The 20,193-nt window shown below is 54.4% G+C and carries 15 protein-coding genes; 4 read left to right on the top strand and 11 right to left on the bottom strand.

Annotated features, from left to right (window positions below; genetic code table 11):
• Positions 1–217: 217 nt before the first annotated feature.
• The 3 genes from EKM97_RS08550 to EKM97_RS08540 all read right to left on the bottom strand — a co-directional run bounded on the left by EKM97_RS08550 (position 218) and on the right by EKM97_RS08540 (position 5,120).
• Positions 218–1,645 (bottom strand): hypothetical protein, encoded by a 1,428-nt coding sequence (locus EKM97_RS08550; protein ID WP_125571985.1) that lies wholly within the window; start codon positions 1,643–1,645, stop codon positions 218–220.
• A gap of 217 nt (positions 1,646–1,862) precedes the next feature.
• Positions 1,863–3,344 (bottom strand): MFS transporter, encoded by a 1,482-nt coding sequence (locus EKM97_RS08545; protein ID WP_404820208.1) that lies wholly within the window; start codon positions 3,342–3,344, stop codon positions 1,863–1,865.
• A gap of 969 nt (positions 3,345–4,313) precedes the next feature.
• A complete protein-coding gene (locus tag EKM97_RS08540; RefSeq protein ID WP_125571984.1) occupies positions 4,314–5,120 on the bottom strand; it encodes a putative ABC transporter permease in 807 nt (268 codons plus the stop codon).
• Between the two features lie 183 nt (positions 5,121–5,303).
• On the opposite strand from EKM97_RS08540, the gene EKM97_RS08535 reads away from it, so the two are divergent.
• Positions 5,304–8,303, top strand: coding sequence for an LTA synthase family protein (locus tag EKM97_RS08535; protein ID WP_125571983.1), 3,000 nt, complete (start codon positions 5,304–5,306; stop codon positions 8,301–8,303).
• A gap of 187 nt (positions 8,304–8,490) precedes the next feature.
• On the opposite strand, the gene EKM97_RS08530 is transcribed toward EKM97_RS08535, so the two are convergent.
• Positions 8,491–8,811, bottom strand: a complete 321-nt coding sequence (locus EKM97_RS08530) for a bacteriocin immunity protein (RefSeq protein WP_125571982.1) — start codon at positions 8,809–8,811, stop codon at positions 8,491–8,493.
• A 268-nt stretch (positions 8,812–9,079) separates the two neighbouring features.
• Between EKM97_RS08530 and EKM97_RS08525 the strand changes: the two genes are divergently transcribed.
• A complete protein-coding gene (locus EKM97_RS08525) occupies positions 9,080–9,355 on the top strand; it encodes a bacteriocin immunity protein (protein WP_125571981.1) in 276 nt (91 codons plus the stop codon).
• Between the two features lie 248 nt (positions 9,356–9,603).
• Here EKM97_RS08525 and EKM97_RS08520 read toward each other — a convergent pair whose 3' ends face one another.
• Both EKM97_RS08520 and serC read right to left on the bottom strand, forming a co-directional pair.
• Positions 9,604–10,770: a 3-phosphoglycerate dehydrogenase family protein gene (locus EKM97_RS08520; protein WP_125571980.1), complete on the bottom strand. Its 1,167-nt coding sequence runs from the start codon at positions 10,768–10,770 to the stop codon at positions 9,604–9,606.
• 11 nt (positions 10,771–10,781) lie between these two features.
• The gene (serC, locus tag EKM97_RS08515) at positions 10,782–11,855 is read right to left on the bottom strand and encodes a 3-phosphoserine/phosphohydroxythreonine transaminase (protein ID WP_125571979.1); all 1,074 of its coding nucleotides are present in this window, start codon (positions 11,853–11,855) and stop codon (positions 10,782–10,784) included.
• Between the two features lie 507 nt (positions 11,856–12,362).
• Here serC and EKM97_RS08510 point away from each other — a divergent pair.
• Positions 12,363–12,977 carry a histidine phosphatase family protein gene (locus EKM97_RS08510; RefSeq protein WP_125571978.1) on the top strand — a complete coding sequence of 205 codons (615 nt, stop codon included), beginning with the start codon at positions 12,363–12,365 and terminating at the stop codon, positions 12,975–12,977.
• Positions 12,978–13,118: 141 nt separating this feature from the next.
• A complete protein-coding gene (locus EKM97_RS08505; RefSeq protein ID WP_125571977.1) occupies positions 13,119–14,090 on the top strand; it encodes a hypothetical protein in 972 nt (323 codons plus the stop codon).
• A gap of 237 nt (positions 14,091–14,327) precedes the next feature.
• Here the strand turns inward: EKM97_RS08505 and EKM97_RS08500 are convergent, their stop codons facing one another.
• From EKM97_RS08500 to EKM97_RS08480, 5 genes are all read right to left on the bottom strand, one after another.
• Positions 14,328–16,079 carry a 1-deoxy-D-xylulose-5-phosphate synthase gene (locus EKM97_RS08500; protein WP_125571976.1) on the bottom strand — a complete coding sequence of 584 codons (1,752 nt, stop codon included), beginning with the start codon at positions 16,077–16,079 and terminating at the stop codon, positions 14,328–14,330.
• Between the two features lie 137 nt (positions 16,080–16,216).
• Positions 16,217–17,122 carry an EamA family transporter gene (locus EKM97_RS08495; RefSeq protein ID WP_191985992.1) on the bottom strand — a complete coding sequence of 302 codons (906 nt, stop codon included), beginning with the start codon at positions 17,120–17,122 and terminating at the stop codon, positions 16,217–16,219.
• A gap of 127 nt (positions 17,123–17,249) precedes the next feature.
• Positions 17,250–17,903 carry a TetR/AcrR family transcriptional regulator gene (locus EKM97_RS08490; RefSeq protein ID WP_125571974.1) on the bottom strand — a complete coding sequence of 218 codons (654 nt, stop codon included), beginning with the start codon at positions 17,901–17,903 and terminating at the stop codon, positions 17,250–17,252.
• A gap of 44 nt (positions 17,904–17,947) precedes the next feature.
• On the bottom strand, positions 17,948–19,138 hold the full coding sequence (locus tag EKM97_RS08485) for an ABC transporter permease (protein WP_125571973.1): 1,191 nt from the start codon (positions 19,136–19,138) through the stop codon (positions 17,948–17,950).
• Positions 19,138–19,863, bottom strand: a complete 726-nt coding sequence (locus EKM97_RS08480; protein ID WP_125571972.1) for an ABC transporter ATP-binding protein — start codon at positions 19,861–19,863, stop codon at positions 19,138–19,140. The genes EKM97_RS08485 and EKM97_RS08480 overlap by 1 nt, the downstream gene beginning before the upstream one ends.
• Positions 19,864–20,193: the final 330 nt, after the last annotated feature.

Raw genomic sequence — 20,193 nt, 5'->3', positions numbered from 1 at the left:
CTTTTTGCACAATTAATTCTCATTTACTTGCAATTTATATTTCGGATTGCATATTTGAAAGCGAATCAATTCGCGTTATACCGGCATTTTGCCGGCTCTGAACGAGCGGAATTTTTTTGAGCAAAAATGTGAACTGCCATTCACTCAAACCATATAAAAACGTTTCACCCCGAATTTTGTCGCCCAAAATTCGCAAATGAGACGTTAATCACACGCTTTACTTAACTTCCTTCAGATAGGTTCCCTGGAGCCACTGGGCACCACCGAGGTTGTACCAGTTTGTCCCCTTGTAGCTGACCTTGGTGAAGTACTTCCACTTGGTCCCGTGCTTCAAGGTGACCATTTTGCCGTTGCGTTTAACAACCTTGCGGCCATCCTTGTAAGTGTTCCAGATGGCAATCCCGTAGCCGGGGTGGTAAACCACCTGCACGGTCTTGGAAGCCGTCTTCTTAGCAGCAGGCTTCTTCGCCGCTGCCGACATGATCACTTCGTTCGGGTAAGTCAGAACACCGTACTTCGTGCCATTTAGGGCTGCGTAGTTTTCGGTTTCACGGTTGCCAGACAGCTGGTTGGCTTCAACACCCATCCAAGACTGTGCACTGCCCGCCTTGCTTGGCGTCATGGCGTTCTTGAGGTAGTTGCTCAAACTGAAACTCATGTAAGCCGAGTTAGAGTTGATGTAGAAGCGGTCACCGTCGATGGAAATCCCCTGGAGCTGAGTAGAAAGAACTGGCTTGATGGACATGCCAAGTTGTTCCACCTTGTAGCTCGAACCAGAGCGCTTGCCCTGCGTGATGATGTAAGCCGTCCCCTTAGTCGTGAGCAAAGAGGCAGCAGCGGCGGTGTAGAAGTTACCACTGTTATCAAAGGCCAGGACATTAGGTGCGCTGTAGTGCTTGCTCAGGGCATCGTAGAGGTAGAACTTAGCCGTGGATTCGCGCTTCAGCGTCGTTGGGTTCACAGTCGCCATCTGCACAGGGTGCGACTTCAGGTAGCTGTCGCCGCCCTTACTAAAGGCAACGAAGAACTTCACCTTCTTGCTGGCAGGATCGTAAGCCAGACTACCACTGCAAAAGGCGCTGTCCAGGTTGGAGAAACGCATGTGCTTGCCGCTAAGCAGTGCGGTTGGCTTAGATATCAGCAGCTTCGGGTTGGCCTTCAGCTTAGCCAATGCCGTGGTGTCCAAACGCATGATGTAACCACCGTAGAGGTAACCGGTCTTGGCACCATTACTGTTCCGGCGGGAGAATGCCAGGTACATGTTACCAGACCGGTCCATCGCGAACCCTTGGGCAGCGGAACCGGCAAAGTAAGTCTGTTTCTTGTTGCTAGGGTTATTCGTGCTGGTAATGGCCTTTTGTGGCAGGAAAAAGGCAGTCTTCCAAGAAGTCCCCTTGTTGGTCCCCGCAGTTACCTTGTAAGTCCGCGCGGTTGTGGAACTCTTGGTGCTGTACTTCTTGTCCGCAACCCCTTTGACACCTTTGACGTTGACGGTCGCGTTCGAACGCGCACCGTAGTTAGATTTAACTTGAATGTTGCTAGCAGCGGAAACGGAATTATTTGCGCTGTTAGTGGTTGTAAACAGGGCGCCGGCAGCAAGCATGCTGAGCACGACACCAGTCGTCGCTAATAGATTCTTCTTCATATGAATTAACTCCTCCTCGCAAAAAATATACCACCTGAACGAGTGCGTAACAATAACACAGTCCGCTTTATTTTGCAGATTCAAGGTGAAACGTTCACTTATTTGTATATCTGCAACGTTTGGTCCATTTTAGACGAATTAATTCGCAAAAAAAGAACGGCCATGACTCAGCAAAGTCACGGTCGTTTTCCTCGACATTGGTTGCCCTCGACCTGGTTTAAGCAGTGGCCTGCGCACGCTGTCGTCGTTCCCGACGCAGCGCCCACAAGTTAATGCCTGCAGCGACCAGCATCATGACCAGCGACAGCAACATAATGTTGTGCAACCCATTATGCATGATGGTGCGCATCGCCGGTAACAGGTACTGTGGCAGTGTTTTGGCACTACCGGCATCGCTCAATTTGTTCATCATCTTCATGCTAATCTGGCCGCCAGACGTCTGCACGCCGCGCCGCAACGCATGGTTCATGATGATGCCAAAAATCGAGGCGATGAAAGTCTGACTCAGCATTCGAATTAAGAAACTGAAGGAGGTCGCAGATGGCACGTCCTGCGGGTCCGCGTCCTGTTGCACTTTGACCTGTAATTCGTTGAAACAGGCCCCGTTGCCAAATCCCTGCAACGCGCCGGCCACCAGCAGTAACCAGTAAGCACCGTTCTTGCCAAGTAAGGCCATGATGACAAAGGCAGCGGTGAGCGTCCAGGTGCCAATGGCAACTACTTGCTGCGGACTAAAGCGCCGCCGCAGTGGCGCCACCACCCCGGATCCGGCAAAATTCGCAAAAGACGCCGGAATTTGGGTCGCACCACCAATCAGGGCACTGACCCCCAGCAATCCTTGTGCCCACATCGGCGCATAGATAGCAAAGCCCATAAAAGCACCCCAGATAATCATGAAGAGTGCAAAATCAATCAGTAACTCATGATTCTGGAACAGTCGCGCCGGAATAATTGGGTCAGCCGCGTGCGTCTCAATCCGCACCAAGGCCGCCAGTACAACCAGTGCCACGGCGAAAAGTGCCAACACAATCCACCCAGCCACGGCGCCAATCAATTCGGTCGCCGTCAGCAAGACGCTCAGCCCAATTGTGAGTAGCACCGCACCGAGGTAGTCCACTGCGGTATTGCGCTGTGCTCGCCGTTTTTCGTTGAAGAAGACCTGCACAGCAATGGCCGAAATTAGCCCAATTGGCACGTTTAGGTAGAACACCCAGTGCCAGCCGAAACTATCGACGATGTAGCCCCCGATAAGCGGACCAATGATTGTGGCGGTACTGTAACTGGCAGAAACCAATCCCAGCACCTGCATCCGTTTGCGCGGATTAGCATATAGCTGCGCGTAGATAATGTAAGGCAGCGACACCATACCCCCGTTCCCAATACCGGCAATTGCCCGGGAAATAATCAGGAACAGCATGTTCGGTGCGAGCCCCTGCAAAAGGGAGCCCAGCACGAAGAACACTGCGGCGAGCTGGTAAGCCAGTTTGTTGCCGACACGCTCACCGAGTTTGCTCCAGAGCGGCGTGCTGACGGCGGTACCAAGCAGGAAGATGGCAACCACCCAGCCCATCAGCTCGATGCCGTGCAGATCCGCGATGATAGCGGGCATGGCCGTATTCACGATGGTGCTGTCGATACCACTCATGGCGTTGGACAGCAGCAGCGCTGCCGTCACAATCATGACTTTATGTTTATTCAATGCAAAGGCCTCTTTCTATGTTATAGGCGACCTATCTATGTTGCACCTATCCCCCGCATTTGTCCAAGTCAAACCCGCAACGCTGTCCGTCAGCGTAAGTCATGAAACTTTCATCCGCAAGGATGCAGGAATTGAAAATAGTGGTTAGACCGAAGGTCGGAACTGGGCCGGATTAGCTTCGCTCCCGGGAAGGGTGTGCGTGGGACCGTTCCAGCCAGCTGCGCTGTCTTCCACTGGCGATTTTGCCGCAAACCCGCCGGCAAAATCCCGCTCCTAACGAAAATGGCGGTGTACATTTCGCACGAAGTTCATGTGCGAAACATACACTGCCATTTTCGTGGGCACGCACACCCTTCCCGTCCGCTGTCGCTAATCCGACCCAGTTCCGACGCGCATTCACATGACTATGGTGGTGAAAGTTTCAGGTCAAGCTGGTGGAAACACTAAACAAATGGACAAGTACTGGGAAATGTCGACGCGGGAATCAGGATGTCTGTTTACCGTGCGCACTGAATACCGTTATCGTGGCCTTTAATAGTACTGGAGGTAGTCGTCGTCCAGTTTTACGGTCTGTGTTTTGATCCGGCGTTTGAATGAGCGGTCGCTCGGTATCTGTGGTATTCTCCACTCATTAACGTGTCGGCCACGGAGGTGGTGGTGTGCTTGGGCGAAGCACAGGGAACGGAGTCGGGCGAAAAGATGATTGTTTGGAGACAGGACGGCCGTTCTTGCCGTCGTGGCTGCATACAATCATCTCGGGAGCGCGGAGTTGACGCCGTTCTTGCGGCAACTCTGCCAGCGGAAGACCGCGACAGCGGGCTGAAGCGGTCCCCGCCCGACGGAGTTCCCGGAGCGCAGCCCAAGCGCACCACCACCGGAGTTGCCGACCCACCGCCTTGCGGCGGTATGAAAACAGTTTGAAGTGCAGGGCGCACCCTTGCGGGCACGGACTCACGCTGACGGACAGTATTAGCGCTGGCGTTTCAGCAAATCGGACAGTTTGCTGATGTCGCGAGCCTTTGTGCGGGTGTCACGTAGCTGCAGGTTCGGGAAACTCCGCAGCAAACGCCGCTGGACAAAACTCAAGCGTGGCAGTTTCTCGCCCGCGGCCTTGTGGTCGCGGTACTCACTCAGCCACGGCAACTCCTGCTCCAGCTTCTCGCCGCTGGCAATTGCGGCCTCCCGCAACTCGTTTTTCTTGACCTCGATGGCATCCCCAATCCGCTTGGTCGCAGCGCCAAAGGCCAGCGCATTGGCCAGTGTGAAGCCGAAGTCGAACATAATCAGCGCAATCAGCACAATGCTGGCAAAAATGCCGAAGCGGAAATCGAGGTGCGTCACGATTTTTGCGACGAAGGGGTGCAAGAACTTCACCACCAGCACAACGCCCAAGCCCCAGAAAGCGGAAATGGGCAGTGCCACCCGGCCGTTCAGGTTCAGTGGCACCTTGCTGTAATCCCACCAGCGAGCGTGGAACAGTTTCTCCATTCCCCAACTTGTCACGTACTCGATCACTGTAATGACCAACGCGCTCACAATGTATAGAAGAAACACGTTGTGCGCAAATGGCTGAACCGCCGCGAGGACCACTGTCATCGAGAAGCCGTGGACTGGTATCACCGGTCCGTTCAGAAAACCCGAGTTGATGAGCTTATGCTTACGCACACTCACGTAGCCACTTTCCCATACCCAGCCCACAAACCCATAGGCAAAAAAGTACAGGGTCCAAACCGAGAACACCTGCGCTGCTGCCGCTAATTGATCAACATGCGTCATGTCAGTTCCTCCACTTCACGTCTTCTTACATTCAGTGTGCCAAGGCGCCCAGCCGAGTGCAAGCCTCATTTTGCGCCTGCCGTCCTGTAGATATGAACTTAATTTAACGTGGCAGCCACAGCATCGCGTGCTAAACTGATAACATGGTTTCAAATCAATAAACGATAAGGCTTGGATGAGGAATTGAAGACAATCAACAAGATACTTAAAAAAACGGGTACGCCGGTCATCATCGGCGTCCTTCTCATGTTCAGTTTCATCATCAATGAGCTGGCGTTCGGTGCAAAAGGCGCCCTGACCCCAGCCCTACTTTCGATCACCGCGCAGTGGAAATGGCTGGTCCTGGTCATCATCAAAATGGTACTGGCCATCGCCGCTGATGCCTTTCTGCTCTGGATGATGCGCCTTATTAGCAACAGTCGGCCACACCTGCGCACCATTTTGCACGCCTGGCAGGTCGTCATCATGGCGGGCGTTCTGACAACGGTGTTGCTCATGCTCAACGGCAGCAGTCTGGGCCTCACTGGCCTGCTAAACGCCGCGTTCCCACTAATGCGCAACGTCGTCCCATTCTTGAGCGGCGTATTACTATTCGCGTTGCTACGGCCTTACCTGCACGTCAACCAGCGGCCACTTGCTTGGCGCCGAGGACTACTACTGGCATTAATCATTCCGCTGTTTCTGGGCCGTGATGTCTGGTCCTTTGCCGGCGGCAGTGGTTTATTCGCGGCACTGGCTATCGGTCTGGTTGCCCTCCTGCCGGCCCCAGCCACCCTCGCCAGCAGCGTCAAGCGCTTTTGCTGGCTGTTTCTGAGCGGTCTGCTACTGACAGCACTAATGGGCGTTATCGCCTACTTGGGTCCAGAAGCGAGCCTGGCTAACTACGGCCAGTTCATCGGGCCACTCTCCCCATTTATTCTGCTACCGGCCGTCGCCGTGCTCGATATTTTGCACGCGGCCGGGCAAGCACCGATTGGGCAGAGTAATTCTAAATGGTTACTGCTGGGGAGCCTGCTACTGATTCTGTTCACCCGCTCCAGCAACCTCAATATCATCATGACCACGCTCAAAACCAAGTTGCAAGCCGTCATGGGGAGCGTTCACGGCCTGTGGATGCTCGTCGCCGGGCTTCTGCTATTTGTCGGCATCCTGGTGCTCACCTTCATCATCGGCTGGCTGGCACCGCGCACCACTGCTTGGCGCGTGCTGGATCAGTTGCGCGACCGCGACTTCGCCGAGGCGTTAAGCATGAGTCGTGACGATGCCAAACCACTGTTGCGCTCCGCCTGGAACTACCTGTGGCCGAGTGGGCTCGCTTTCGCTGCAGTTTACGTCATTCAGGTCATTGCGACCTTGCTGATGTACCCCGGCATGAAGGCGGCTTGGAAGAGCACGTCCGGTTGGGTCATCTTCCCGCACGTCATCTTAAATCGAATTCCGGCAATGTTCTTCGGGACCATTTTGATTATGTGCATCTTCTGGATTCTGCGCGGGCTCACCGGCCGTTACTGGGTCGCCCTGATGCCAACGCTAATCTTCGAAATCGTCTGGGCCATCGTCAACACGATTAAAGTTGGCGCCCGCAACGAGCCTGTTATCCCCGCCGACATCTACGAAGTACGGTCCATGAGCAACCTGCTCGGGATGGTCAACCCGCTAGTCGTCATCGCAGGACTGCTCGGCGTTGTGGTCCTCATTGTTCTCACTGTGATTCTCGAGAAGAAGGCAGCGCACCAGCACGTGGCGTTCCCGCTCCGTCTGGCGCAGCTAGTCGCTTCCGCACTCTTGCTATGGAGCTTCGGCAGCTACAACCACACGCCTTCAGTAGCGCAGAACCTGACCACTAACTTCGGGATTACCACCAAAATTTTCAACCAACTCTGGGCAGCCCAGGAAAACGGTCCCTACACGCAGTTCATCCAGAACCTAGACGTGACCGCCATGGCCAAACCGAGCGATTACTCCGAAGCCACGATGCGTAAACTCTACAAAAAGTACAGTAAAATCGCCGCACAGATGAACAAAACGCGCACCACCGACATTAAGAAAACCACCGTTATCTTCAACCTCAGCGAGAGTTTCTCAGATCCAGCGCGCGTGCCAAACCTGACCTTGTCCGGCGATCCAATTCCAAACGTCCGCGCCATCAAGAAGGAAACCACTTCCGGGCTGATGATGAGCTACGGTTACGGTGGCGGGACAGCCAACATGGAGTGGGAAACACTGACGGGCATGAGCCTGGGCGACCTCGACACCACCCTGTCCACGCCGTACACGCAACTGGTCAGCGGGCAAAAGAACAGCGCCGACGTCTCCAAGTGGTTCAACTATTCTTCTGCCATCCACCCCTTCAACGGGTCTGAATACAACCGCGTCGGTGTCTACAAGAAGTTTGGCTTCAACAAGTTTATTTATGACGGTAGCAAGTACCCAATTAAGCACCGCAAAACGCTGGGCAACAGTTCCTACCAGTCCGACCAGACGGCTTACGCCAACCTGGACGACCAGTTGAACGCACATAAGGGCGGTCAATTTATTAACTTGATTACGATGCAAAACCACATGCCGTACTCACCAAATCTCTACTCCGAACACGACTTCAGGGCTAGTGGCAGTGCTTTCACCACGAACACCCTGCGCGAATCTTTTGAAAGCTACGCCCAAGGAATTCACTACACGGATGACGCGGTGGCAGCCTTCAAGAAGAAGATTGACGCTATGAACAAGCCGATCATCTGGGTCTTCTATGGTGACCACCTCGGCGCCCTCTACAGCGGCGACACGGCTGCTAAGTACTCGGTTGCGTTGCACCAGACGGACTACTTCGTTTACGCCAACAAGTACGCGCGTGAGCACGGTGCCAAGACCAAGCTCAGTAACACCGAGCAAGTCGGCTCCAACGACTTCATCGCCCTGGCCTTCGCGCAGGCTAACGCTAAGGTTGATCCGTTCGTTGCTCTATTGACCAAGGCACAGCAAGACATGCCAACTATTTGGACCCGTAGCGATAACAAGCAAGGTGATCCTAGTTACGGCATGAGCTTCGTCACCAAAGCCGGCAAGAAGATTGGCTATAGTGACCTCACCAAGAAGCAAAAGGCCATGCTCCACGACTACCAGCTCCTGCAATACGACATCAACGCCGGTGAGCAATACTCGCTGAAGATGGGAATGCAGAAGTGAGAGCGGTCACTAGCACGTTTAGCTCTTGAGCATTAGCGTAATTTAGGGAACAAACCCATTCATAACATCAAAATAGACCTCATCCGCCATTGAGCGAACGAGGTCTATTTATTTGTCTCCAATCTATTTCCTGGGAAATACCATTGGGTGTTTATTGCGCACCCAGCGCCGGACAATTTTATGCTCGTTAATCCAAGTACCCGAGTTGTGCCGTCCATGCGCCTTGATTCGTACCGATTGGCGCAATCTTCAGCAGCATATCACTCAACTTGTGGTAGAACGTATCCGCTGCCGGCGTCAAGCTGCGCTCGCGAATGGCCTCACGCTGCAAACTAACCAGCACCCGCTGGATTACCCGGACGGAGTAATGCTTTTTCTCAAGCTCTACCTTCGCCATCTGGCCAATCGTGCGCTCCCGGTCGGTCAGCGTTGGTTCTTGCACATAATCGGTGATCAGTGCCAGAATATCCGCGTCTGAAACCTTATGACTGCTACCAAAAATGATCATTAGAACACCCTCACTCTGTTTGTATTAAATTCAACCCTCACCCGCAAAACGGACCGCTTTCCACACGGTCGCGGTGATTGGCACTAGTATACCGCTTCATCCATAAAAGATAACGTCTTTTATCAAAAATAAATATTTAAGTATTTTTTTGCTGTCATCTAAAACGACCAGCAGTATAATGACAGGCGTAACTCACTAGGTGCGTAATTTTGTATTCGGGTTGGATAAAAAACATGCATACTCGCACTTAATAATTGGAGGAGCCCCTATGACCAAGCATACTGAAACTGAATTGATGACTCAAATCAACGACTTACTGGCGGACGACAGTATCCCAGAAACAGAAAGAACTGTCTTGCTCACCGCTCGCACTGAACTCACCAAAAAAGTGGCCGACGTGCGCGTTGCCCAAAAATTAAAACAGCAGCTGCAACTACCGGCCGCTCAGCTCAAACTCTCTCCCCAGATGATCGAATTCCTGACTTGGATGTCTAAAAATTACCTGGGGTTTGGTCGCCCCGGCATGGGTCTGACTCTCCTGTAATCCAGAATGAGCCACTGAAAAAACGGGCTGTGCCAAAAGGCGGTTAGCTCCCGATATACAAACAAGCACCGGCCGGAATCCCGAACTTAGGATTCTGGCTGGTGCTTGTTTGTATATTAGGGAGCCCTTCGGTGTCCATTGTACTAACAATGCTAAAGCATTGAGTACAAGTGGCTGCCTCTTGACACGCGACCACGATGTAACATTCGTGTGCTAATTCCTTTCGGCACAGCCCCTTTTTGATCTTGTTAGCGCGTGAGCAGCCGCACTCGATGCACTGCCTCAATCGCGTTAATCTGTGCGCTGACGGTCTTGGCCACTGCAGTCGGCATCTGGTTAATGTCCACGATGGTGTAAGCGACCTTGTTCTTGGCCGCGTTACTCATGCCTTCAATGTTGACGCCATTGGCCGCGAGGATGGTCGCAATCTGCCCCACCATGTTCGGAATGTTCTGGTGCATGATGGTCAGACGGTTCGGCGTGGTGAACGGTACTTGCAAGGTTGGCAGGTTAATACTGTTGCGCACGTTCCCCGTTTCCAGGAAAGTCATCATCGTTTCGGCGCCCTGCACCGCACCGTTCTCTTCGGCCTGGGCGGTCGAACCGCCCAGGTGCGGGGTAATCAGCACGTCTGGCCGGTTGAGCAGCGCGTCCGCGCCGAAGTCGGTCATGTAACGCTGCACCTGTCCCGCGTCCAGCGCCGCAATTACCGCGTCATTATCGACAATTCCGCCGCGGGCAAAATTCAATAGGATGGCCCCATGCTTCATTTGGGCAAGTTCACGAGTGCTAATCATGTCTGTGGTCTCGGCGTTTTTCGGCACGTGCACGGTCACGTAATCCGCAGTTGCTAAGGCCCCTTCCAGTGTGGTTGCGCGCACCGTGCTGGTCGGAATGTGCCACGCGTCATCCGCCGATAGATAGGGATCGTAACCAATGACGCGCATGCCCAGATCGCTAGCAGCGTGGGCTACCAGAGCGCCAACGTGCCCAACCCCGATGACCGCCAGCGTTTTGCCCATCAATTCTGTCCCGTTAAACTGCGTCTTGTCATGCTCCGTGCGCGTGGAGATGTCAGCGCCGCTGTTGGTCGCCGCGTAACGAGCCGCGGAGAACAGCTTGCGAGAAGCGATAATTAGCATGGCCACAACGAGTTCCTTCACGGCGTTGGCGTTACTACCCGGCGTATTGAACACAGCCGTACCGTTAGCGGTCGCTGCGTGAATTGGCACGTTGTTGTAGCCGGCACCACAGCGCACGATGGCCTGCAAACTAGTGGGTAGCTGCTGGTCGCGCAGGTTCACAGAGCGAATCAGGTATGCGTCAGGATCGGCTTGACCATTAATGGCGTATTGGTCAGTGAAGCGGTCCAGCCCCGCCTGGGCAATGGCATTGTAAGTTTTAACTTGATACATTTTGCTACCTCCTAGTTGTGTTGTTCAAAATCATGCAGGAAATCCACGAGTGCGTCGACGCCGGCCAGCGGCATCGCGTTGTAGAGACTCGCGCGCAGACCGCCGACGCTGCGGTGGCCGCGCAGATTCAATAGGCCCGCCGCAGTCGCCGCGTGAATCACTGCGTCATCCAGCTGCGCGTCGCCAGTCATGAACGGGATGTTGGTGAGCGAGCGCACGTCCGCAGCCACGGGGTTGTGGAACAGCTTTGACTGATCCAGGAAATCGTAGAGCTTACCCGACTTCACGCGGTTGCGGCGCTGCATCTCAGCGACCCCGCCGTTAGCGCGTAACCACTTAAGCACCAAGCCCAGCGCGTAAATTGCGAAGACCGGCGGCGTGTTGTAGAGCGAGTGCTTGCGGTCGAAGAGATTGTAGTCAAACACAGTTGGCAGTCCTGGCATTGGCTGAATCAGGTCCCGCCGCACAATCACAACGGTTACCCCAGCTGGTCCGAGGTTCTTCTGGGCGCCGGCAAAAATCGCGCCGAAATCACGCACATTGTATTCCTGTGCACAAATGTTGGAGGACATATCTGCCACCAGCGGCACCGTTCCCGTTGTCGGCAATTGCCAGTATGCCGTGCCCTCGATGGTGTTGTTTGCACAGATGTGCAGGTAGTCGTAGTCCTGCGCAAGGGGCGCCGGCAGCGTTGGCAACTGCGTGTATTTTTGCGCCTTAGTGCTGGCCAGAACGTCGGCAACTACGCCGACGCGCGGCGCCTCTTCTGCCGCCCGCGCTGCCCACTGACCGCTGTCCAGCACCGCGATGCGGCGATGCTGACCCGCCAAGTTCAATGGCATCGCCGCGAACTGCCCAGTCCCGCCACCCTGCATGAAGAGCACGGCGTAATCATCCGGAATCGCCATAAGTGCGCGCAAATCGGCTTCCGCATCGGCGATGATGCGGTCAAAATCCTGACCGCGGTGCGAGATTTCCAGTACGCTCATCCCAGAACCATTGAGGGATGGCAATTCTTCCTGAATCTGTTTAATGACTTCCTTGGGCATGATTGCCGGACCTGCGGCAAAGTTGTAAACGACCATGTTGTCGACCTCCTGAATTGTGACCAGAACATACAAAACGCCCCCACAGCCTAAACTGTGAGGGCGCGTCCATTAACAGGTTTGATCGCGGTCTCACAGTTGGCGGTTAGCACCTGTGAGACCTGCTTCCGAGAAGCACAAAACGCGGTCTACACAAATGCGGTAGTAGACCGAGAGGAGGAACTGAAGCTGTTGACGATGGTTAAGTTAAACATGCGTGGTTCCTCCTTTTCTGCGAATTGCGATTGCTTGTTAAGCACAATATCACGAACACTTTGAAAGTGTCAAGCGGTGAATTTGTGGAATTTTCCGGTAATAATGTTCACTCCCGTTAAGTTTAGCCTACACCACAAATGCCGACCGACTTCTGACCAATCTGAATTAACGTGAGAAATCGGCCTACAACCGCGGCCCGCAATGCAGTCCACTCTTCAATCAAGGGCTCGACAAAATTCAGTGGTATGCGATAATACACGCAATCACATTACCACGAACGGAGCAACCGCCATGACTACTTTCTATTTCATTCGCCACGGCCAGACCGATGCCAACGCCATGGGCCTCAAACAGGGCACCATCAACGATGACCGCACCCACCTCACGGCACTAGGCCAACAGCAGGCTGACCAATTGCGCGCGCATTTTGACATCAGTTTTGCCGACTGCCTATACGTCAGTCCCCTCGACCGCACGCGCGAAACGGCGGCAATTCTGAACCAAGATGCGCACTTGCCAACGCAGGTCGATGAACGCCTCCTCGAGATTTCCTACGGCAGCTGGGATGGCCAGCAAAACGCAGAGCTGATGGCGACGCACCCGGAAGTCTTTGATCCGGTATTGCAGGACGTCCTGCCCAGCTACACCAACGTCGCAACGAACGGTGAAACTTTTGCGCAAGTAAAGGCGCGTGTTGCCGCGTTCATGCAGGAAGTGGCCGCCGCCCAGCCAGATGGCAACATCATTGTTGTCACCCACGGTTTCACGGTCAAGGCCGCAGCACTGGTTGCCACCCAGACTCCGAATCCGATGAGCTTGCCGGAACCCGCCAACACGAGTGTCACGAGGATCCAGTTGGCGGATAACCGTTATTTTGTTTGGGATTATAATCAAATTTTCGGGTAATATCAATCACTAAAAATAACACAAACGCTAATTTGCAGCTTTCAAATTTCAATTATCCTAATTATCCATCCAGAAAATCGTCGCAAAAATCTGCTATGCTTAACTTATCGAGATATTCGGTTTTCAGGAGGGGAATCTACCTTGGCTAACACAGCACGGTACACACGTATCAAAGGCAACAGCGATAAGAACTTGCAGGAATTCTGGGACAGTCGTGACTTCGCCGATTTTCGGCGCGGCGATGAGGTCACGACCAAGCGCGACATCCAGTACATCATCGAGGACTACACCAACAGCATGCTGGATGACTTCGACCGCGAACCACGGCGGTGGACGGGTAAAGAATCCCGGCAGGCCGTACAGAAGGTTGTCATTGACTGCATCGAGATGAGCTTTGATGATGCTGCTTCGCACGTTCTGGAGATTCTCACCACGTACTTCAACTTCATGGCCGCGGCCAAGCACATCAGCAATCGTGACACCTTGCTGGACGCCGCATCGGACGTTTGTACCCGCATGCAAGCCGCTCTTGAGCAGCAGACCAGCGACGAACGAATTGCCAAGGCCTGGGCACGGGTGAACCCCCTGCTCAAGGCCAACCGCATTGATCACAACTCCATCGAAGCGCTCACCTACCTCATCATCGCCGCCGACAAGCTGGCCGTCATCGATATGGCTAACGTCGCCGCCCGCATGGATGGTGAAGATCCGAACAAAATGAACGATGAGGACTACCTCAATTGCGTCAACAAATGGATTGAGCGTTACGTCTTCCCGCTCTACGACCTCAGCGCCACTGCCAAATCCATCGGTGAACAGATGGGCAGCGCCGGTGCGGTCGCCGATGAACTGGCCAAAACCATGTTGATTGGCAATCTGCGTAATGATGAGACGCCAACGGATGACGAAACGCGCTTCCAAATCGCATTACGTTTGAACCAGCTGTCGTTGAAGTCCAGCCAATCTGATTTGGCATCGTTTGCGACCCACTACCGCAGTGCGCTTGCTTGGCAACCAGCCATGAAACGCGCATTGCCTCAGCCTGAAGTGAAACACACCCTCAGCATGGCGGCAGCGCGGAAGCTGCGTCGCGGCAAGAAACAACATCGGTAATCTCAATTCAGCTTTCATAACACAAACGCAAAATGGGCCATCGCGAGCGGAACACTCGTGATGGCCCATTTTGTGTTATTTTTAGTTCTCTTAGCCAAGAACACCCAGCCGAACTCTCTCGCCAAGAGCACTGAGAACCTGTCGATTATCAGTCATTTCCCGGGAAATGAAGGTGCATCAAAACGGATGATTTGCGAATTAATAATCGTTCGTCTATTTAAGGCTGGCCAGAGCTGTTTACTGCAACACTGCCTCAATCGCCGCCGTCGCGTCTTCCACCGTCAGCTTGTACTCGTGCAGAAGCTCCGCCCGCGTCTGCTTGTGGTCAAAGCGCCGCTTGGCACCGAAATTCAGCGTCCGTACCGCGCTTGGCCCAAAGTAGGCACTGACCTTTTGGCCAAAGCCGCCGTCCAGACTGTTTTCCTCAAAGGTTGCAACAAGGTCGTAGTCCGCCAATTGTTGCAGCGTGTCTGCGTCGGTGAGCGCATCCACCCGCCGTGGATCAATCACCGTGGCGTCAATGCCGCGCTCAGTCTTGAGGCGTGTTGCAACTTCCTGCGCCAGTGGTAGCAAGCTACCCACACCGAGGAGGGCGAGCTTGCTACCGGCGTGAAGCACCCGCATTTTGTTAACGTCAAAATCCGCTGCCGGCGCTACGTCATCCGCATGACCACCTGGTAAACGAATGGCAACGGGACCAGCCGTCTGCGTGAGTGCCCACCGTAACATCGCGGTCAATTCGCCCGCATTGGTCGGTACCAACACGGTCATCCCCGGAATGTTCGTCAGCATCGCCAGGTCAAACGTGCTCTGGTGTGTCGGATCGCCGCCCGTAACGTGACCGCCGCTGTAGACAATCACAGCCGGAAGCTTGTTGACGCCAAGGTCGTGCGACATCTGGTCGTAGGCGCGCTGCAAGAAGGTTGTGTTCTCAAACGCAACGGGACGCGCCCCCTGCTGCGCCAAGCCGGCCGCGAAGGTAATGGATTGCTGTTCGGCAATCCCCACGTCAAAGTAACGGTCCGGATGCTTGGCCGCGAACTTCTTCAGGTGAAAGCCGCCGGGAATCGCAGCGGTAATGGCGACAACGGGTTTGCCATCCGCAATCTGCCGGTCCAGTTCGTCCAGCACCACGTCAGCGTATGTCGGCGCAGTATTCGGCTTGAGTGCTGCCCCAGTTTGCACATCAAACGGCACGTGCCAGTGGAAGGCTTCCTCATTCGCCATGGCGGGCGCAAAGCCGAGCCCCTTCTTGGTGTGCACATGCACGACAATTGGGTGGTCAATATCCTTCACTTGGGCAAAAGCCTTCAGCAAGGCGTCAATATTATTGCCGTCCGCCACGTAGGTGTAATCCAGTCCCAAGGCCTTAAATAGGTTGTGCTCGGAGGCACCGTTTGTCGCCCGCAAATCCGCGAGGCCCTTGTACAAGCCACCGTGGTCTTCCGCGATGCTCATCTCGTTATCGTTGAGCACCACAATCAGATTAGAGTGCAAGGTGGCGGCGTTGCTAAGTGCTTCGTACGCCATGCCACCGCTGAGTGCGCCGTCCCCAATTACGGCAATGATGTTCTCCTTGTCGCCGCGCAGGTCGCGCGCAACGGCCATGCCGTCAGCCAGCGCAATCGATGTAGAGGTGTGCCCAATGTTGTAGTAATCATGCGGGCTTTCCTGCGGATCCGTGTAAGGGCCTACGTCGCCATAATGATCCGGATCAGTCCACGCCTGTTTGCGACCCGTCAGCATCTTGTGCGTGTAAGTTTGGTGGGAAACATCCCACACAATGTGATCTACTGGTGAGTTGAAGGTTCGGTGCAACGCAATGGTCAGTTCAACCACGCCCAAGTTCGGGCCGACATGGCCCCCAGTCACGCTCAACTTCTGAATGAGTAGGCTGCGTGCTTCGGCTGCCAACGCGGTCAGTTCAGGGCTGCTCAATTGCTTCAAATCTGCAGGGCCGTTCACGCGGTCCAAAATCGGTGTCTTCATCGTGATGCCTCCAATTTTGCTTTCTTATTGTTAGTATACGCCGAAATCGTGAAAGCGTGTGCCGGCACAAAATTAATTCTGTCCAATTCAGATAAGCAAAACGGCGCGAAGCTTTTTCGTCCGCGCCGCATCAGTCATTATTGTAATTTGCGCTGCTTCTTGGCCACTGGCAGCATCTGTAAGAAGGTCGTCGACAGCCCCAGCAGACCGCCCAGCACTTCTGCCACGCCGAAATGCGCGCCCATGAATGCAATGGCAAAAATCGTCGCCGACAGCGGCTCGAAAACGCCTAGCATCCCCACCGTGGTCGGCCGCAGGTAGCGCATACTTTGCAGGTACAAGAGATAGGCCAGTAGCGTCCCGAAGATGGTCACGTAGGCAATGCCTAACACCTCAAGACCACTAATTTTGCTCGGCCCCTGCAAAAACAGCAGTGGCGACAACACCAGCGCCGCAAATAGCATCCCGCCGCCAGTGACCAGTTGCGCACTGAAATTGCGCAGTAATTTTGCCGGCAGCAGCGTGTATAGCGCCGCCCCTAATCCGGAGCCAACGCCCCAGAAAACGCCAGCCGGCGACAGCGCAAGTGATCCCCACTTGCCGTGCGTCACCAGCAGCAGGATGCCCGCGAACGCCACCAGGATAGAAATCACATCAATACGTTGCGGCAGGCTGCGGTTGCGCAGCGCCAAGTAGACAATGATGAACACCGGCCCGAGGAACTGCAGAATCGTCGCGGTCGGGGCACTACTCGTCTTCACCGCATAGAAGTAGGTGAACTGGGACACCACGACCCCACCCACACTAAAGAAGAACAGGCCGCGCAGGGCATGTGGTGTGCGGCGTACTTTTACCAGCTCATCGCGCTGGCGTAGCAGATTCCACAGCATCAATAACACACCGGCACCCATTAGGCGTACGGCGACTAACCAGTCCGGCCGAATTGCCGGGTTCTTGAATAACCACTGCGCCACGTTCCCCGAAACACCCCAGAAGACCGGTCCCAAAATTGCGCAGAACAAGCCCTTTTGCTTATCTGTCATCACGATTCCCCACCATTACTGACGAGCCGCCGCCCGCCGTTTATCTAAGGGATAATGATACTACATGGCGCGTTTCACGTGAAACAAAAAAGACAATCACTTCGATAAAAGTGACTGCCTTACATTGCTATTTTTCTGGTGCCAACCCTCGCTCCAAGAAGCTGACCATCATCCGCTTCTGCGCCGCAACATCCACTGGTTGCGGTAGCAAGATGATGCGCCCTGCCAAACCAAATACGGTACTAATTAGCAATTGGGCGAGGATGTCAACTGGCCAATCAATGAGCAGGCCTTTTGCTTGCAAGCTCCCCATATTTTCCACAATTGGGGTCAGCACGCGCGGCCCAACCATTTTCAACATGCGGGTCTTGAAATCACTGTCCGCAAGCACCCGTTCCGCTACGATTTTTAGGTACTTGTAATTTCCCATCACGAAGTCCACCCGATCATCCACGATTGCCTGCAGATAAGCGTGTAAGTCGGTGTAATCACCCTTAAGGCGTAGCTCCACAAACTCAGTCGCCGCACTCGGCACGACGCTGGTCGCCATCGGTGCCAGCACAGCGTCTAGTAGCTCATCTTTAGTCTTGTAGCGCTTGTACACCGTCCCCTCGGCAACACCCGCGCGTTGCGCAATGTCCTTGGTGGTGGTGTGATCAAAGCCTTGTTCAGCGAACAGGTCAAATGCCGCCTGCAAAATGGCTCGCTGCTTCACAGGCAGCTTGTCATCGGCCGCTAAGGCCTGGCCAAAAAGCTGATCAATGTTCGTTGCGTCACTCATAATACCCCTCCACTTTACTCACGCCATCTGCCCCGCCAGCTGAATCAGACCTTCCGGTAGCGCCGCAGTCCGCGCACGTTCAGCAGTGTCAGAGCGACGAGGAATACCAGCAACATCCCGATTTGTGGTCCTAGGTGGATCAGAGACGTTCCGTACATGATAATCTGGTTCATTGCGTCTCCAGCATACTTGAGTGGCAGGATGTAAGCAATGTTCTGCACCCAGCTAGCCAGGGAATCCAGCGGGATAATCCCGGAGAAGAAGACCTGCGGAATCACGACAATCGGAATAAACTGCATCATCTGGAATTCAGAACTGGCAAAAGTCGACATCAGAATTCCAAAGGCGAGCGCAACTAGCGCAAGCAAGAAGTTGATGACCATGATGGCCAGCAGACTTCCAACAATCTCGACCCCCATCATGTAAACGGTGGCGAGCACGATGATCGCGGTCTGCACCAGGGCAAGAATCCCGTAGCTAAGCATGTAGCCCGCAACGATTTCACCACGCCGGACGGGTGTTGCCAGCAAGCGGCTGAGCGTGCCGGTAGTTCGCTCCTTGAGTAGCGCCATCCCGGAAATCAGGAAGACGAAGAAGAAGACGAAGAAGCCCATCAGAATCGGTACAATTTTGTCGAAGAAGCTCGTGTCCTTATCGCCATAGTGGTAGTGGTTCTTGATTTTAACAGTCGCCGCCTTCTTGCTTGGCGCCTGCTTAGACGTACTGCTTGGCGTAGCCGCCGTTGCCGTCTGGCCGCTTGCCTTAGCGGTTGCCGCCTGCATTTTGGCAATCACAACGGCCTGCTTTTGCACCGTGCCACTGAGCGTCTTGACGGTCTGCTTGAGTTCCTTGACGCCGTTAGCCGCCAGCGCCGCCTTGAAGGCTTGCTTAACGACGGCAGTTTTACTGGCGTCAGTGTTGGCGTAAATGATGGTGTAGTGGTTCGTGCTCGTTTCCCGCACTACGGCATCCGCCTTCTGGTCAGTCAGCATCTTCTGTGCAGCCCTGTTCGTGGCCTTCTTGTGCACGGCCACGTGCTTGATGTCGTTCAATTCGGTGCGCACGCTCGATGGCACGCCCACCGTGGCAATATCCACATTGGTCGTGGAATTGGCCGCAAAAATCAGTTTCATCAAGAAAAGAATCAGCACCGGCGCAACGAACATGAGCGCCAGGGTGCGCTTGTCCCGCAAGAGTTCCTGCAAGACTCGCTTACAAATTGCAAATGCGCGCATTATTCCTCTGCCCCCTCTGCCTTAAGAAAGACGTCTTCAACGGTTGGCACGCCATACTGTTCTTCGAGCGCCTTAGGAGCGTCGAAGGCCATAATTTTGCCGGCCAGCAGCAGTGCGACGCGATCAGTCAGTTCAGCTTCGTCCATCACGTGGGTGGTAATCAGCACGCCGCAACCACTCGCCTTGATGTTGTTGAGTTCTGCCCAGATTTTGCGCCGCAACGCGGGATCAATCCCCACGGTCGGTTCGTCCAGAATCAGAATTTCGGGATTTCCGAGCAGGGCAATCGCCAGTGACAGCCGCCGCTGCATCCCGCCGGAGTAGCCGGAGACACGCTTATCGAGGTCTTCTGTTAGGTCAACGACCGCCGCAACGTGGTTAATAGCGGCAGTCATGCCGTCCTTGGCGACCCCCTTCATCTGCGCGAAGAATTTCAAATTCTCGCGCCCGCTTAGGGAATCGTAGAGCGCATCACTTTGCGCCATGTAGCCAATCCGGCCCAGCACTTCCCGGTTTGGCAGGTGGATGCCAAGCACCTTTGATTCACCGCCGTCAGCGACTTCCATTCCGAGCGCCGTCTTAATCGCGGTCGATTTGCCGGCACCGGACGGGCCAATCAGGCCGATAATCTGACCAGGGTACACGGTCAAGTTCATGTCCTGCAGCACGGTCTGTTTGCCGAAGCGCTTTTCCACGTGTTTCATTTCGAGCAATGGCTCTGTCATTACGAACACCTCTTAGTGGCGCGCTCTTCTGTGGCGTGCCCATCAATTTAAGTGAGTGGCCACTCACCTCGTCACATAATGTACACCCGGCAAAAGTGAGTGTCAACTCACTTTTGAACTTTTCGCTGTCCGTCAGCGTAAGCGCTGAAAATACCATCCGCAAGGATGGCTTCTATGAAAATCGGCCGAAGGTCGGGCCTGGGGCAGATTAGCTTCGCGAACAGGGACTCCGTTAGCGGGGACCGTTCCAGCCGGCTGCGCCGTCTTCCACTGGGAATTTTGCCACAAGACCGGTGTCAAAATTCCGCTCCCGAGAAAAATGGCGGTGTA

Origin of the sequence: Lacticaseibacillus songhuajiangensis (genome assembly GCF_003946025.1) — a bacterium.
Classification (GTDB): Bacteria; Bacillota; Bacilli; order Lactobacillales; family Lactobacillaceae; genus Lacticaseibacillus; species Lacticaseibacillus songhuajiangensis.
This window is presented reverse-complemented; position numbering and strand designations above follow the sequence as displayed.

Coding starts and splice junctions, on each gene's coding strand:
- EKM97_RS08485 (WP_125571973.1), bottom strand. CDS start 19,138: ATGCGCGCATTTGCAATTTGTAAGCGAGTCTTGCAGGAACTCTTGCGG.
- EKM97_RS08530 (WP_125571982.1), bottom strand. CDS start 8,811: ATGATCATTTTTGGTAGCAGTCATAAGGTTTCAGACGCGGATATTCTG.
- EKM97_RS08540 (WP_125571984.1), bottom strand. CDS start 5,120: ATGACGCATGTTGATCAATTAGCGGCAGCAGCGCAGGTGTTCTCGGTT.
- EKM97_RS08480 (WP_125571972.1), bottom strand. CDS start 19,863: ATGACAGAGCCATTGCTCGAAATGAAACACGTGGAAAAGCGCTTCGGC.
- EKM97_RS08525 (WP_125571981.1), top strand. CDS start 9,080: ATGACCAAGCATACTGAAACTGAATTGATGACTCAAATCAACGACTTA.
- EKM97_RS08520 (WP_125571980.1), bottom strand. CDS start 10,770: ATGTATCAAGTTAAAACTTACAATGCCATTGCCCAGGCGGGGCTGGAC.
- EKM97_RS08510 (WP_125571978.1), top strand. CDS start 12,363: ATGACTACTTTCTATTTCATTCGCCACGGCCAGACCGATGCCAACGCC.
- serC (WP_125571979.1), bottom strand. CDS start 11,855: ATGGTCGTTTACAACTTTGCCGCAGGTCCGGCAATCATGCCCAAGGAA.
- EKM97_RS08495 (WP_191985992.1), bottom strand. CDS start 17,122: ATGACAGATAAGCAAAAGGGCTTGTTCTGCGCAATTTTGGGACCGGTC.
- EKM97_RS08550 (WP_125571985.1), bottom strand. CDS start 1,645: ATGAAGAAGAATCTATTAGCGACGACTGGTGTCGTGCTCAGCATGCTT.
- EKM97_RS08490 (WP_125571974.1), bottom strand. CDS start 17,903: ATGAGTGACGCAACGAACATTGATCAGCTTTTTGGCCAGGCCTTAGCG.
- EKM97_RS08500 (WP_125571976.1), bottom strand. CDS start 16,079: ATGAAGACACCGATTTTGGACCGCGTGAACGGCCCTGCAGATTTGAAG.